This window comes from Pseudomonas sp. FEMGT703P, from assembly GCF_002786345.1.
GTDB classification, from domain to species: domain Bacteria; phylum Pseudomonadota; class Gammaproteobacteria; order Pseudomonadales; family Pseudomonadaceae; genus Aquipseudomonas; species Aquipseudomonas peli.
The window spans coordinates 785,030-800,837 of sequence record NZ_PGCM01000005.1 but is presented as its reverse complement, the minus strand read 5'-3'; the positions used below and the strand labels follow the sequence as shown (position 1 = coordinate 800,837).

Annotated in this window: 12 protein-coding genes; all 12 read right to left on the bottom strand. The window is 61.0% G+C overall.

Translation table 11 applies throughout. The features are described from left to right. Nucleotides 1–18 precede the first annotated feature (18 nt). The gene (gene tadA, locus CUR33_RS07520; RefSeq protein WP_289239190.1) at nucleotides 19–501 is read right to left on the bottom strand and encodes a tRNA adenosine(34) deaminase TadA; all 483 of its coding nucleotides are present in this window, start codon (nucleotides 499–501) and stop codon (nucleotides 19–21) included. Between the two features lie 2 nt (nucleotides 502–503). Further along, nucleotides 504–1,874, bottom strand: a complete 1,371-nt coding sequence (locus CUR33_RS07515) for a multicopper oxidase family protein (protein WP_289239189.1) — start codon at nucleotides 1,872–1,874, stop codon at nucleotides 504–506. A gap of 145 nt (nucleotides 1,875–2,019) precedes the next feature. Further along, entirely contained in the window at nucleotides 2,020–4,533 is a 2,514-nt protein-coding gene (locus CUR33_RS07510) for a mechanosensitive ion channel family protein (protein WP_289239188.1), read from the bottom strand. 484 nt (nucleotides 4,534–5,017) lie between these two features. Next, on the bottom strand, nucleotides 5,018–6,808 hold the full coding sequence (locus CUR33_RS07505) for a hypothetical protein (protein WP_289239187.1): 1,791 nt from the start codon (nucleotides 6,806–6,808) through the stop codon (nucleotides 5,018–5,020). A gap of 72 nt (nucleotides 6,809–6,880) precedes the next feature. Continuing rightward, nucleotides 6,881–8,134, bottom strand: a complete 1,254-nt coding sequence (locus CUR33_RS07500) for a hypothetical protein (protein ID WP_289239186.1) — start codon at nucleotides 8,132–8,134, stop codon at nucleotides 6,881–6,883. A 63-nt stretch (nucleotides 8,135–8,197) separates the two neighbouring features. Further along, entirely contained in the window at nucleotides 8,198–8,410 is a 213-nt protein-coding gene (locus CUR33_RS07495; RefSeq protein ID WP_289239185.1) for a DUF2274 domain-containing protein, read from the bottom strand. Beyond that, entirely contained in the window at nucleotides 8,407–9,690 is a 1,284-nt protein-coding gene (locus tag CUR33_RS07490) for a TrbI/VirB10 family protein (protein WP_289239184.1), read from the bottom strand. The genes CUR33_RS07495 and CUR33_RS07490 overlap by 4 nt, the downstream gene beginning before the upstream one ends. 2 nt (nucleotides 9,691–9,692) lie before the next feature. Beyond that, complete coding sequence (trbG, locus tag CUR33_RS07485) at nucleotides 9,693–10,676, bottom strand: P-type conjugative transfer protein TrbG (protein WP_289239183.1); 984 nt, start codon at nucleotides 10,674–10,676, stop codon at nucleotides 9,693–9,695. After that, nucleotides 10,673–11,377 (bottom strand): conjugal transfer protein TrbF, encoded by a 705-nt coding sequence (trbF, locus tag CUR33_RS07480; protein WP_289239182.1) that lies wholly within the window; start codon nucleotides 11,375–11,377, stop codon nucleotides 10,673–10,675. The genes trbG and trbF overlap by 4 nt, the downstream gene beginning before the upstream one ends. Before the next feature lie 12 nt (nucleotides 11,378–11,389). Next, nucleotides 11,390–12,574, bottom strand: coding sequence for a P-type conjugative transfer protein TrbL (gene trbL / locus CUR33_RS07475; protein ID WP_289239181.1), 1,185 nt, complete (start codon nucleotides 12,572–12,574; stop codon nucleotides 11,390–11,392). Between the two features lie 13 nt (nucleotides 12,575–12,587). Continuing rightward, on the bottom strand, nucleotides 12,588–13,346 hold the full coding sequence (gene trbJ, locus CUR33_RS07470) for a P-type conjugative transfer protein TrbJ (protein WP_289239180.1): 759 nt from the start codon (nucleotides 13,344–13,346) through the stop codon (nucleotides 12,588–12,590). Next, nucleotides 13,343–15,793, bottom strand: coding sequence for a conjugal transfer protein TrbE (gene trbE / locus CUR33_RS07465; protein WP_289239179.1), 2,451 nt, complete (start codon nucleotides 15,791–15,793; stop codon nucleotides 13,343–13,345). Before trbE ends, trbJ begins: the two co-directional genes overlap by 4 nt. Between the last annotated feature and the right edge of the window lie 15 nt (nucleotides 15,794–15,808).

The window sequence follows — 15,808 nt, the reverse complement described above, 5'->3', positions numbered from 1 at the left end:
GCAGACTTTGGATAGGTTCTAGCGCTGCTCGCGCCTGGCCTTGAAGAACGCACTCAGCACCGCCCCGCACTCATCCGCCAGTACGCCGCCCTCAATCAACACCCGGTGATTGAGAAATTCCTGACTGAAAAACTGTCCGCGACTCAACGCTACCCCGGCTTTAGGCTCGGTTGCGCCATACACCACGCGCTGCACCCGCGCATGCACGATCAACCCGGCGCACATGCTGCACGGCTCCAGGGTCACGTACAGGGTGCTGCCCGGCAGGCGGTAGTTATTCAGGGCTTGCGCGGCGGCGCGAATCGCCACCATCTCAGCGTGGGCGCTGGGGTCATGCGTGGAGATCGGGCAGTTAAAACCGCGCCCGACAATCTGGCCATCCTGCACCAGCACTGCGCCGACCGGCACCTCGCCCAAGGCCGCACCTTCGGCGGCCAGGGCTAGGGCCTCGCGCATAAAGCGCTGATCCTGGCTGCGATCAATGATCAGGGGTTGGCGCACGCTTAAACGACCTCGATTGATGCCATCAGACCGGTTTCCATATGGTCGATTACATGGCAGTGGAACATCCATACCCCAGGATTATCGGCGACCAGCGCGACGCGGGCACGCTCATTCTTGCCCAGCAAGTAGGTGTCGGTGAAATACGGGATGATCGACTTGCGGTCCGAGGCCAGCACCTTAAAGGTCATGCCATGTAAGTGGATCGGGTGCTGATACTGGCTGAGGTTGCGCAGCTCGAAGATATAACTCTTGCCAAGCTGCAGCCGAGCAATTGGCCGGTCGGCGCAGGTCTTGTCGTTGATATCCCAGGCCTGGCCATTGATCTGCCAGAAGCTGTGCGCCGCGCCCTGGGCCAGGCCGACCGACACCGCACCGGCCCACTCGAAGTTGAATTTGACGGTTTCCGCATTAGCCAGGTCAGGCTCGGCCACCGGGTTAGCTGGCAGCGCAGGCGGCCACTCACCAGCCCCCTCGGCGCCGGGCTGCGCGCGCAAGGTCGCCAAGCGCAATGGCCCGTTACGCAGCGACAGTTCTGCGCCAGCCGCAGGCACCTTCAACCCCAGCTCAATGCGCATACCCGGTCCCAGCCAGTACTCCTTGCCCAGCGGCCTTGGCTCGACCGGATTGCCGTCCAGCGCATAGATACGCGCATCCACGCCGGGCAGGTTAAGGCGATAAGTCAGGGTGTTATCCAGATTGATCAGGCGCAGACGCACTACCTGCCCAGCAGGTAGATCCAGGGTTGGCGCATGCTTGCCATTGACCGTACTCAGCCGCCCAGGGGTACCGCCACGCGCCGCCTCGCGCGGTACGCTGAAATCGGTAAAAGCGCCCTGCTCGTCGATATGCCAGCTTTTCAGGTTCAGCGTGTGATCGTGGATAAACCCCGTCGGCTCACGCTCTTCGACGATCAGCGCGCCGACCAACCCACGCCCCAGCTGCTCGCCGCTGGCGACGTGCGGGTGATACCAGAAGCTGCCGGCGTCGGGGGTGATGAAGTTGTAGTCGAAGTATTCACCCGGCAGCACCGGCGCCTGCGACACATAAGGCACGCCGTCCATCGCCAACGGCAGACGGATGCCATGCCAGTGAATAGTGGTCGGCACGTCCAGCTTATTAATGAAGCGCACGCGCAAGCGCTCGCCCTGACGGCAGCGCAGCTCGACCCCAGGCGCTTGCCCACCATAGGCCCAGGCCGAGGTGGTTTGCCCCGGCACCAGCTCGATATCCAGCGGCGCGGCGATCAGCTCATAGTCGTGGGTCGCCATATTTTCCGGACGGCCCAGCCAGTAGCGCACGCCACCAGCACCAAGTCCGACGACGCCAAGCCCAGCCAGGCCGATCAGCATTTGTCTGCGGGAAAACAACATATCCACTCCAGGTTGCCTGGCTATATGCCATGGCGATGCATCGGAGGAAGAACTCACTCCCGATAGATGCAATAGTTTCTCATCTAACTAGCGTGCAAGACGAGCCTGAAATCGAGGCTGATTGCCGCACCGCTGGCTTAAGGAATCAGGAAGCGTCCAACTTACCGCCGCCCTGGCCGACCTGGCGCATCGCCTCGGTCAACTCGTCAGGTACCCCGCGGAGATTGAGGTCGTACTGGTTGTACGGGATGCTGATATTGGTCGCCGCAAGCGCCTGCAGCATGCTCACCATCAGCTCGCTGCGCGTAGTGGTCCAACGGTCGTAGTCCTGCGCCCAGGCGCGCACGCTAAAGTTCAGCGAGCTGCCACCATACTCCTGCAACAACACGACCGGCTCAGGCTCTGCGGCCACCCCAGGGACAGCGCGTGCCACGCTGGCCAGTAGTTCAATCACTTGGGCAGGGTCGCTGCCGTATGCGACGCCGATCGGCACTTCAATGCGCCGATTGCGGTCCTGCAGCGTCCAGTTGGTCAGGTTATTGGCAACCAGAGTGCCATTAGGCACCACGATGTCGGCGCCATCGAAGGTACGTATCTTGGTGGCGCGTAGGCCAATTTCGCGGACGCTGCCGCTGGCGCCGTTGATCTCGATAACGTCGCCGGGCTGAATCGGCCGCTCGAACATCAACACCAGCCCCGACACGAAGTTACTCACCAGCCCCTGCAAGCCAAAGCCAATACCCACACCCAGTGCGCCGAACAACAGCGTCAACTGACTGACCTTGAAACCCGCCGCCGACAACGCCAGCAAAAAGCCCAGCAACAGCAGCGCGTAATAGGTGAGCGAGGCGATGCTGTTGCCCACTCCGCGTGGCAAGCGGCTATGCCCCTGCAACTGCTCGCGCAGTATCAACTTGGTCGCTCGCGCTGCAGCAATAGTAATCAGCACCGACAGGGCAAACACCAGCACATCTCCCAGGCTGATGGACAACTCGCCGACCTCGACGTCATAGCCCAACACCTGACTGACGAACGCCTGCACCGGCAGCAACACGCGAAAGCGATCCATGCTGTACAGCAGCCAACTGACTGCCGCTGCCAGTAGCAATGCGCGACTCAACCAACTCAACAATGCCTGGCCATGTCGACGAAACAGCCATACCCGCTGCACAGCCGACAACTCCGTCAGCATCCGCAGCAGCGCATTGACCACAGTCATACTGGCGTACAGCAGCAGGCCGATATAACCGCTGTCAATCACCCCACTGGTGAGCGTCTGAGTCAGCAGCACGGCACCGGCCAGATTGGCCAGCAGCGAAGCCAGCAGTAGCCCGCCGCCCAGCCAGACAGCTCCACGCACCATCGAGCGCGCCCAGCCGACAGTGCTTTCGGCTCGCCGCAGCATCTGCCGCAGAAGCCAGAGCGTGAGTAGCAGCGCGACGACCGTCAGCCCGAGCTGAAACACGCGATAAAAATCTTCACCGCCCCATAACAGCGCCCCCAGCCGGTCTGCCAGATACAAGCCAGCCGCCATTAGCGGCCAGCTGCCAAGCAGGTCATGGGCACGCTGCGGGAGCATGCGCAACGCAGGCACCACTGCCAGCAGCGTCAGCACCTCAAGCGCCATCATGGGTGCATCCGACTCGAACACCTGCACGGCCATCACGGCCAGCAGCAACCAGGCGGACAACGGGCGCGCGGCTACCCGCTGGCTATCGTCATCACGGCTCACGTGAGGCGCCAAGCGCTGCTGGCGCGCCAGCCAGAGCAACACAAGCAACAGCAGCACCAGCAGTGCTTGCATCGTGTGTACTTTGATGGCGTTCACCGCGCTGTAGGCATCGGCAAAGCGGGCTTCAATATCCAGCCCCGGCACCACTGAATCCGCATCGGCTTGCTGGTCGTCAGGTACATGCAGCGCCTGCCACAACGGCAGCGCATCACGGCTAAACAGGCGTGCATCAACACCGCTGATGACCCTGTCCACTTCTTCGCGACCAAGCTGAATACTTGAATTGATCGCATTGGCCCGTTGCCCCAACTCAATCAGCTGCTCCAACGGCGCTGCAAGCGCCTGCTCGGCCGCCTGCAGCTCGCTGATCATCAAGTCGATCTGCCGAGCCAGAGGCACGGGCATGCTGTCTGCCGGGGTCGCCGCGCGCGTGGCCTGCCAACGTGCACGGCGTAGCGACAGCTCGGCCGTGTCATCGGCATAAGGTTTGGTGACGGCGCGCATCTGCGTACGCCAGGCTTGAATACGGTGGGCATCGAAGCTCCAGTGGCGCGCCAGACTCTCCAGCCGCACAAAAGGCAGCTGGCGCAGTTCATCCACGCTGAAGGCCCGCAATTTCTCATCGACGGGCCGCGCAATGTCATCAAGCTGAGCGCCAAGCGCGGCAGCCGGGTCCGCACTCGCTGCCCGGCGCTTGGCACGGTCCGCCAGACGCTGGTCATCATCCGCGCGCAGCAGAATATCGTTTAAGGCAATTGCCGCAGCAGTCGTGCCAGTGGGGGCGGCAGGAGCAGATTCGTCCTGCGCCAACGCGGAGCTGACGACCAACAGAACGCTCAGGGCCAGCCCCAGCAGATGGCCAAGTGACCTACCCCCGCTTACAGCAAAACGCCGCGCCATTCTCGCCAAGACAAATAGTGCGGTCATTGCTGATCTCCCTGCATAAATGGCCAGACACCCGGATTTTGGTTCAATCCGCCGCCCGAGCATAACCACGATAAGCACTTCACAGCCAGCCTGACCCAGTGCTCATGGAAATACGCTGCCCTGCAGGGTTTGCGGATCGTCTCGCAAGCCTGGGGCTGATCGAATAAAAAACAGCCCTGTCCTAACCCAATAGAGAACAGCGGCTGTCCGATACCCAGCGTAGTGCCTACCTCATACGCAACCGATCAGGGCTAGCAAAAAGGGGCCCGTAGGCCCCTTCTGGTTACTCCCACTCAATCATCAACAAGCCGCCTGAGCCCGCATGGCTAAAGGGATTGGCTGTAATTGATATGGCGTCTTACCGTCGCTTTTACCGTCATAAGCCACCACCTTTTGCTGGCGCGGGAGATAGAGCGATTTGCGGGGCGACGACGCTGGCGACACCATCATCAATCACCTTCAGGATACAAGAAGCCAGCGCCCCTTACCTCCCCGCCGACGAACAATCGGTTCGCCTTAAAAGACCCTCGATTGCAGTGGCCACTGTTCCCAAGGCGGTGATGACACCATCCATGACGAAATCTAGCGCCCGCCCATAACCCGCATTTACGTTCGCTGTATCGAAGCCAAGCCGCTGCAAGGTCGTCAGGCACTTCTCCATGGTCTCGTGCGCATCGGCAATTCTGAGATCGTTGTTCAAGAACAGAGGCGCCATAGCTTCACTACTGTCCCTCCAGCCCTCAGGCTCAGCGGCGGAGGCAAAGGCATCACTTGCCTCCTCATGAGCATTGAGCCTTTGGATAACGTTCAGAAGTGCCTGCAACAGCTTTAAGCTTGCGAGATCCTTGACAGCCGCTCTCGGGCACCCGGCGCGCTCCAGCAATGACCTAAGATATCCGTTTGGAATGCGTTGCCACACCTCGTGCAAGCTCTTGCAGCGAGCCAGGAACATCTGTTGCGTCATGTCCAATGGCGTGACCTGGGCCAACCGGCTAAGCGCCGGATAGGCCAACCAACCATTGGCAGATACCTCTGCACGATCAAAGCTCGTTAGCTCTACTGCCGACTTGTTCAGCTCCACGATTGCACCGAGTGCGGAAAGGCCGTCACCCAATCGCAGAAGCACATCAAGCAGCCGCTGTACCTTGGCGGCCACATGTTCTTCATTCAGATCCACATGCGCCAAGTCGGCTGGATCAACCGCAAATGATCGGGCGTGCACGATCTCACGATCCGGCTTCGGCTTGTACAGCTCACGCATCGGCACTTGGACCAGGTTTCTCCCGACCCGCCGGCACTCAGTGAAACTCCACTGCCCTCTATATGATGGACTGCAGTGCCACTGCCCCCAAGCATGAGCCGGCGTCGAGTCGTAGAAAGCGCTCTGCTCGTACTTTTGGAGAAACCGATCATCGAGATAAACCGAATCACTCCCGACCAAGGCATTCGCACGTGCGTGGGTCATAGGCTGAGCGTCACCGGGCCAGAGCATGTCATCGGCAGTCTGCTCTGGACAGAGCGCCGGCATCACAGCCTCAACCGACGCATTTAGTTGTAGAAGAAGCCCACCCTTGTGCTCACGGATGTCTAGTTCGTACCAGGCAGCCCCCTCGGCAGGCTTGCGGACCACATGAGACTCTCCGCCCATGATCGCGCGAACTTCCGGAATATCTGGTAACTGGGCTGAATAGTAGAAGACTCGTACACCCCGAGCACCACGTAGCCAAAGGTAGCGACGGAGGTATTCATTCGACATGCGCCAACGGACGGATCTTTTCAAGCTCCAGAGGTAATCGCTCGACACCTCACCTTCGGCAACACCGAACTCTGGAAGTCCCAAGTCATCGTAAACCAGTCGTTGCTGATCGTTACCGACGCAGCGGGGAGTAAGCCCCAGAGCCATCCATACCTTCTCTGCTAGATTGAAGGTGTAGAACGAGCCGTTACCCCACACCGCGACGACGTAGTCATAACCCGAGATCGACGGAGAGAACTCGGCAGAACAGCCACGCGTGTCGCCGACAGGAACGGAGTACTCGACTACGCCACCTCCTGCCTCAGAGAGAACTTCGACAGGATCATCACCAACCCCGGGAACCACGGCCATCAGCAAGTGCAGGTGCTCGGCTTGCTCCCCATACGGGTCGGACTCCTGCATGGAGGCCACCTCCACGAATTGGCTTGGCGACAAACCGACAGGTTCCAACAAGCCACGCAGCCTTGGTGGCATGACATGAACGGGGATGGGAAATGCTGCTAGATAGTCAAACGGCATGATTCTTCTCTTGTTCTTCCTTGCCATGGGCTTTCCCAATATGCGCGACCGTCAGCAGTCCCATAAAGAGAATTAGCCTGGCGCTTTGGGGAATGGAGCATCGAGAGGCCGCTCCTTGGCTTTATTGAGTTGTCCGAAAAAACTACTCCAGTTGATCAGACGATTAGCCTGATCCTGCCAAGATTGGATTGCCTTCGGGCGGGCGGGATACCGAAGCCGTGGGGGCTTTCGGTCGACCTTGCTGCTGCGGCTGAGAAGGCATTGGCGGCTGTAGCGAGGCAGTTGGTGAAGGGTCGCACCTCGCAAACCTTCAGGGCACAGCAACAGCACATCGCCAAAGGCAAACAGCTGGAAAGCCTCAATTTCCACTCTGTTGGCCGGAGCCAGGCGAGTTCGCCATTGCACATTATCAAGGTCTGCCAAACTGATTTGGCCATCCAGAACAAAGCGGGCGGAAAAGGTTTGTCGTATCTCCAGATTACCTGCCGCCGCGTAGGCGATGCTGGACATGGCCCCGCGTGCGAACAGCAAGAAAGCCAGGAACAGAACCATAACCATCGCACAACCAATAGCCAGCCGCCGGTAGGTACTGCCCTTGGTAGTGAAAAAAACAAAGGTCGGAGCCAAGCTCAATACTAGTGTGCCCATTGTAAACATAGCCACAAACCAGACTGCCTCGTTCGTGTCCTCTCCTACATAAGTTTTGAGAATCCAGTATATGGAGAAAAGGGCCGAGAAGACCGTGCATACGAGCATGCTGGCAAGGGTAAACAGGAAGAAGAACTTATCTCCCTTGATTGTGCGGGATGTACTCAAGGCAACCAATAGCCGAAAGCGCTTGAAAGGCAGGATCGCTACCAGCCCAATTACAGTGGCAAGGGCGACAATCACAACAGCAACAGTTGCACCCAATCGATCGAAAAAGCAGAACACCAAAACGATACACGTGCTGAAACCGATCACTAGCGGAAACAACAGCCAGAGAGCGGCTCGATTGATCCTACTGCGGCATCGGGAAAACATCGAGACTGAAAATCCGTACAGCCAAGTAGTAGTCGTCAGGACACAGAGATAGGACACCATGATCGGCCCTACCAGTAGCAACCAGGCAGCCAAGGACGACTTGGCGTCGATGGCTACCATGAAAAGATCCGTTCGGCCGATGGCACGGGCATAGGTATACAGAGTAAGAACGCTAAGCCCAGTGGCGAGGAAGGCGAGGATGACGGTAATAGGCGTCCAGTGCTCTAGCACTCGCCTGATGAATTGCTTGAAAAAACGTGGTATGGGGCGACTGGCGAACTTGGCATACCGCAGGAAACTCATCCGGGACTATTCTGGGCACCGAAATATATCCGAATGGCTTCCGCTTGAACCTCATGAAGTTCACTACCCCTTTTTGAACCCCCTATCCCCGGCCATGAACGCCTCCAGCATATGCGGGATCAGTGTTAATGCATCGACTATCTCACCATAAGCCTGCGCGTGCAGCTCAGCGTAGCGGTCGAGCTCAGCTTTCAGACTGGTAGGGCACACGAATGTCAGCTTCATGCTCTCTGTCTTGGGCAGCGGTCCCAGCCGCAGCTTACGTGTGTGGTTCATCGTGAAGCCCCCCGATTGAAGAACAACGGTTGGTAGGGCCGCAGCACCAGATCCCTGTTTACGATGAGCCGCACCAGCAGCCCCGGTCGCTCGGTCAATGTGGGTTGGATGTTCATGTTGCGCCGGGTCATCTCCTGGCCAACCTGGTTCACACTATCCTGCAGGCCATCACGGCCAGCGATAATGACGCGATCACCATCCTGGTGATTCTCCGGCGCGGCCAGCTCGGCGCCGATGCCTAGCAGCGTCGTCAGTGCTGCGCCGACGAAGACGCGATCCCAGTGCCAATCGACGCCATCTTCCAGGCCGGCATAGCCGGCCGGATCAGTGCCCACGAGGTTGTCCAGCGTCAGCGAAGAGGTGTCCGGCAGGATGATGCGACTCCACACCACCTGAACGCGGCTCTGCCCGTAGCTAACCTGGCTGTTGTAGCGACCGAGGATGCGCGAACCCTGTGGGATCAGTAGGTACTTGCCGGTCGCCGTGTCATAGACGGGCTCCGTCACGGTGCCAATCACGTCTCCCGGAAGATCCGACTTGATGCCTGTCACCAGCGCACCGGCAATCACTGTGCCAGCCATGATCTGGTACTGCGACGCGGGCAACTGCAGGCTCCCGGAATTGCGGATCTCCGTAGAGCCGGCTTGCAGAAACGCCTCTTTCTGCTCCTGCCGATTTTGCACAGTTGTCGGATCGACGGGTTGCGCCGCTGTCGAGGCGGGACCGGCAGCCAGCGGATCGAAACCCGCCAGTACTGATGTCTCTGTAACCGGCTCTGCGGACGCAGCCACAGCTGGGCGCTGGCTGCCCGTGTGGAAGAACACCGACGAGGCGGCCGCCTCCTCCGCTTCCTTCAGCCGAGCCAGCCGCTCGGCCTCGGCTGGATCATGCCCGGATGTCGTGTAGCTGGATGCGGCGGGGCGCTGCGACTGCACGATGGCTGGGCCAAGGTCGCCCGGCAGCGGCGGTCCCAGCTCGGGCGGCTGCGCCGACGGCAACAGCTTGGAATAGTCCGAGGGCAGCCGCTCAAGCCCTTCGGAGCGAGAAACGCGGTCGACGTTATACAGCTCCGCCGGATCGCTCCCTACCCGAGGCTTCGGCGGCTGCAACGACCAGATGGTGGCCCCCAGCACCGCAGCGGAGAGCCCACCGGCAAGCACCGCCAGGGTACGCCGGTTCAACCGCGTGACCGGGCGCGGCTGGGCGCGCAGCGCTACCGTTTCGGGCGGAACCTTGTCCGCCTGCGGCGCGGCAAGGTCTGGGGTGTTGTCCTGACTCATGCTCAGTTCCCCCGGGCCACACCGTCCGTGCGCTCGATGCGCACCACGTCGCCCTTGTCGCCGCCCAGGCGCAACTCGGCCGCGCCGAACAGCCGATCCACGATGTAATACGGCGAGCGGAAACGGTAGTTGACCAATTGCCCATCGCCCAGCCCTCCGATCACGAACATCGGTGGCAACTCGCCTTGCGCGATTCCAGCAGGGAATTGGATGTAGACCTTTTCGCCGTCATCGAAGGCTCGTAGCGGCTGCCACGGCGGGTTGCTGCCACTAATTGCGTAGCGAAAGCGGATCTTCTCAAGCGCGAGGCCGGTATCGACTGGCGCACTCATCTGAGCGGCCTGCGCCTGGCGCTGCAAGGCCAGCATCCTATCTTTTGGGTAATCCCAGGACACCGAGGCCATCCAGGCACGCTCGGTGGAGGTCAGCTCGATCATATAGGTGCGCCGATTGGTGGTGATGACCAAGTTGGTCTCGAGACCCGATCGAATTGGCTTGACCAGCACGTTGACGCGCAACGCATCGCCGGTGCCGCTGGAGGTGTCGCCAACGATCCAGCGTACCGTATCGCCCGCGGCCACCGTCACTAGCTCCTCACTGGCCTGCAGCGAAATTACGGTCACCCGCCCCGGCGCGGCATAGACCTGGTATAGCGCGCCGTCGCTGTAGGGCCAAACCTGGATTGCATTGACGTAACCCTCGCGCGTGGGTGCCACCCTCGCTTCCTGGTTCGCCCGCGACACCCTCACCTTCTCGTCGACAGGCTCCGGGGCCGAACTGGCTTCGTCTGGTAACGGCTTCATCTGCCCTGGCATCGGCAAAACCTTGGGCACCTCCACCACCTCCAACGGCTTCGGTGGCTCAGGCAGCGGCTGCGCTTGCACCGGCTCGTCAAGCGAGATACGAGGGGGTGGCTTGCTTTGACTGGAACAGCCGACCAGGGCCAGAAAGACCACAGAGAACACTGGTGTGCGAAATAGATTCATGGCTTGGCTCCTTCGGACGCATCGAGCTCGCGACTCCACGACAGTCCGTTGACATAGATGCCCAACGGGTTCTTGCGCAGGCGCTGCTCTGTACGCGGGGTTTGCAGGACGGTGGAGATCACAGCGTTCCAGCGCTCGATACCTACATGTGCACCGTTTACGAAGCGCTGCTCCGTCCAGCGCACGTTGAATGAGGTATCGCTGGCCCGTACCACACTGATCACCTGTACCGTTACCGACTCCTTGCCGATGCGGGCGAACGGATCGTTAGTGCGTGCATAGTCGTTAAGCACGGCGGCAGCACGATCGGTGGTGTAGTCATACGCGTCGAGCCAGTTCTGTCGCACTACGATCGGATCGATGGATAGCGAACGTACCAGCGTGATGAAGCGCGCCAGGTGGTAGGCAACCTGCACATCGGCTGGCCGATAGGTTGCGGCGGCCTCGCCAACTGCGCGTACCTGGCCAGACCTGTCCACCTCCACTACATAAGGCGTGACGATGGACTGCGCAGAGCGCCAGACCAAGCCACCCGCCATCAGCAGGGCGAGCACCAGACAGCCGAAGGCCATTAGGCGCCAGTTTTTCGCCTGCACGCGGGCCGAACCGATTCGCTCATCCCACGCTTGTGCAGCAGCCTGGTACGGCGTGGAAGGTTGCGGTGCCTCGGCGTAGCGCACCCGTGGTCGTCTGAAACGCATGATTCGTCCTCCTTATGCATCCGAATCCCGCAGGTTCGGGCCACTGCCAGCACCGCCGCTGTCGCCACCGCGCAGCGTATGCGCGACGGTGGAGGCGGCATGGCTGATCTGCTGGCGTCGTTGCAGACGTCTGGCCCAGGCGGGTTGCGCCTTGGTATCGGTGGTGCCCTGAGGCGCATTGCCAAGGGCAGCCGCACTGCCGTCAGATGAACTCCCCCCTCCACCAGCAAACCGACTCCTGAGCGAGCGCACTCCGGCAGCCAGCTTCGCTCCCGGAGCCATGCGCGCTCCGGCCGCAACCGCGGCACCGATCCCCGTAGCGGCCGCACCTGCGGCGACAGCCATGCCTGCAGTGCCAAGCGCAGCACCGGCCATTGCCCCCGCCCCCAACTGCGGGCCACCGGAAATCAGCCCGGTGGCGATGCCCGGACCGAAGATCCCCAGGGCGAGCAACGCCAGCGAGGCCAGCATGATCACCAGCGCGTGGTCGATGGAGGGCTCGTCGGGATGCACCTGAAACTCGGCGAACAATCCCGTACCGATGCCGACGATCACCGCCAACACCAGCACTTTGACGCCCGAGGACACAACGTTGCCCAGCACCTTCTCGGCGAGGAAGGCGGTTTTGTTCCACAGCGCGAAGGGCACCAGCACGAACCCTGCGAGCGTGGTCAGTTTGAACTCGATCAGGGTGATGAACAGCTGTATCGCCAGAACGAAGAAACAGACGATGACCACCAGGTAGGCCAGGAACAGGATGACGATGGGATCGAGGTTGACGAACACCTCGGGAAAACCGGTCATCTCGCCGATCTGCTCCAGGATCGGAGCGCCAGCGTCGATGCCGGTTTTCGCCAGTCGCCCCGGCTGCAGGAAGGTCTCCATGCTGAGTGAGCCGGTCGCCGCGAGGCCCAGCCCGGCAAAAGAACGAAAGACGATGCCTGCCAGCCAGTTGAAGTTACCGATGATGTAAGCGAAAGCACCGACGTAGAGCACCTTGCGAATCAGCTTCGCCATCACGTCTTCACCCTGGCCTGTGGCATGCCCAAGCGCCCAGTAGAGCCCGGCGATCGTCATGTCGATGGCTATAAGCGTGGCGGTCAGGTAAGCGACCTCGCCTTGCAGCAGCCCGAAGCCCGAGTCGATATAACGCGAGAACGTATCGAGGAAGCGGTCGATGACCGTCACGTCATTCATGGCGAGCCTCTCGTCAGTTCCCGTAGAGCTGCACTACGTGCGGTGTATACGGAGTACCCGCGCCCAGGAAACGGCGACGCACCTCGCGGGCACGCTCGCTGGCAGCGGCCTGCCGCGCCAGCTCAAGGGAGGCGGCACGATCCTGGGTGAGCTGAAGTTGCTGCGCCTGGATGGACTGCTTAGCCTGCAGGGCAAGCAACTGGTTGGTCGCCTGCATGGCCTGCAGGGCTCCAGTGGCCGACTGACTGCGGCCCACCAGATCCATCAACGCGCTTTCGTCCTCGCTCAGGTTTCGTGAGACTTGCGCCTGCATGCGCATCGCAGTGTGCAAACTATCGAGGGTGTGCTCCCAGCGCTCGCGGGCATCCCGATACATCTGGTCGCCGCTGACGGTGGCGGTGTACTCGTGCGGGTACAGCCGGGCGAACTCGCTGTCGAGGTTCTGCACATCGTAGGCCAGTCCCTGGGCCTCTGCGATCAGCTGCTCGCTCCTAGCCAGCGACGCGCGCAAGCGATTGATGACGTTGAAATCGAGGTTAGCCAGGTTACGTGCCTGGTTACTGAGCATCTGCGTTTCGTTCTGCAGTTGCTGCACCTGGTTGTTGATCTGCTCCAGTGTACGAACCGCCGTCAGCGTGTTCTGCACCAGGTTGGTGGGGTCGAGCACGATGTCGCCGACACCGAACAGAGCGTGCGCCGGTTGCGCGGCAGCCAGAACACTGGCTACGGCGAGAGCAGTCAGCCTGGATTTGAGCAAGGGTAGTAGCTTCATAGCTGGTTCTCCTGTCGATGGGACGCGAGCAAGGGCGACGTTGAGGGCGCGGATGGCAGCAGCTCGGCAGCCCAGTCGAGGCCGCGATGACGCAACCAGGCTTCGGCGAAGCCCGGCACCCCGCAATCGCGTAGTACACCGTCGATGGCGAGCTGATCTTGAGGCGTCGAGGCTGCGGCAAACGCAAGCGTGACCGGCCCCAGGTCGAGGTCGAACAGTCGATTGCCTGCGCGGGACTGGTAGTAGTAATCGCGCTTGGGCTGAGCGGTGGCGACGATCTCGATCTGCCGCCCGTTGAGGCCGAAGCCGTCGTAAATCGTGCGAATCTGCGGCTCGCTCGCCTGCGGATTAGGCAGGAAGATGCGACTCGCGCAGCTCTCGATGATCGCCGGGGCGATGCTCGAGTCCTTGATGTCGGCCAGCGACTGCGTGGCGAAGATGACGCTGACGTTCTTCTTACGTAGCGTCTTGAGCCATTGACGGATGCGCGCGGCGAAGACCGGATCGTCGAGGAACAGCCAAGACTCGTCGAGGATCAGCAGCGTTGGCGCACCATCGAAACGCTCCTCCAGGCGCGCGAACAAATAGCCCAGAACAGCCAGCACTGCAGCCTTGCTGTGCATCAGTTCCTCCATCTCGAAGCACTGCACATCAGCCATGCTCAGGTAGTCGAGGTCGGCATCAAGCAGCTTGCCGTGAGCGCCACCGAGCACATAGGGTGCCAGCGCCTGGCGCAGCACGTTCGACTGCAGCAGCACCGACAGGCCGGTGAGCGTGCGCTGTTCGACAGGAGCCCCCGCGAGGCTGCCGAGCGCCGACCAGATAGCCGCCTTTTCATCAGGACCTACGACAACAGCCTCCTGCAGCAGACGCCCTTCGACCCACTCGGCCGCCCAAGTGCGACTACTCTCTTTATCAATGCGCGCGAGCGGTTGGAAGGCAATCGCGCCATCGGCACCCAGGTCGTAATATTCGCCGCCCAGCCCCAGCACCGTCGCGCGCATCGAGCGCCCCATGTCGAAGACGAAGATGCGTGATCCCGGGTAACGGCGGAACTGTAGCGCCAGGGTGGCGAGCAGCACCGACTTGCCCATGCCCGTAGGACCGACGACCAACGTGTGCCCTACGTCGCCGACATGTGTCACCAGCCTGAAAGGCGTTGCACCCTCGGTGCGGGTCACAATCAACGGCGGACCGTCTAGGTGAGCGTTGCGCTCCGGCCCGGCCCAAACTGCTGACAATGGCATCAGGTGCGCAAGGTTCAGCGTGGAGACGATAGGCTGGCGCACATTGGCGTAGGCGTTGCCCGGAATAGACGACAGCCATGCCTCCACTGAATTGAGGGTTTCAGGAATGGTGACAAAACCGCGCCCCTGGATGACGCGCTCCACTCTGCGCAGCTTCTCGTCGGCAAAGCCAATATCATGATCGAGAACTATCACGGTCGCGGTCAGAAAACCGAAGGCGACCTGATCGCTGCCCAGCGCCTGCAAGGCGTCATCCGCGTCCGCCGCCTTGTTACTGGCGTCGGTATCAAGCAGCGGGCTTTCCTGCTGGAACAGGGTCTCGCGCAACAGCGCCAGCACGCTTTTGCGCTTGGCAAACCACTGGCGGCGCAGGCGACCGAGTTCCCTTTCAGCTTCGTCTTTGTCCAGAAAGAGGAAGCGTGTACTCCAGCGATAGGCAAAGCCAAGCCGATTGAGGTCATCCAAGATTCCCGGCCAGGTTGATGTCGGGAATCCACGTAGGGTAATTACACGCAGGTGCTCATCGCCCAGCATCGGTGCCAGGCCACCGAGCAGCGGTACGTCGGCTAGCAACATATCGAGGTGAAACGGCACCTCCGGAACGCCGACGCGATAACGCCGCGTCGAGACGGTCGCGTGTAGATAGGTCAGCGTTTCCTCGTCATCGAGCCAGTCGATCTCCGGCATTACGCCCGCGAGCAGGTCGAAGATGCGCTCGGTTTCCGCGATGAAGCCAGTGAGACGCTCGCGCCAGTCCACACCGACCGTCGAGGTGTTTTCATAGATCAGCTTGGCAGCACGGGCATGCGACTCTTCCGGCGGCAGGTACTGCAGCGTGAAGTGGTAGCGGCTCTCGAAATGGTTACCACCTTCCTCGAACGTCGCGCGGCGCTCCTCGTCCACCAGCCAGGACAGTGGCTCGGCAAAGTCCGATTGCGGATAACCTGCGGCCGGGCAACGCTCGGCCTCGACGAACAACGCCCAGCCCGCTCCGAACCTGCGTAGTGCGTTGTTCAGTCTTGCCGTGGTGGCCACCAGTTCACCCTGCGTTGCACTGTCGAGGTCGGGGCCCCGGAAACGCGCCGTACGCTGGAACGAGCCGTCCTTGTTCAACACGACACCGGGGGCGACTAGGCCCGCCCAGGGTAGCCAGTCGGCGAGCAGCGCCGGGAGCCGGCGGTATTCGGTGAGGTTCAGCATTGCGGTACCTCCCCC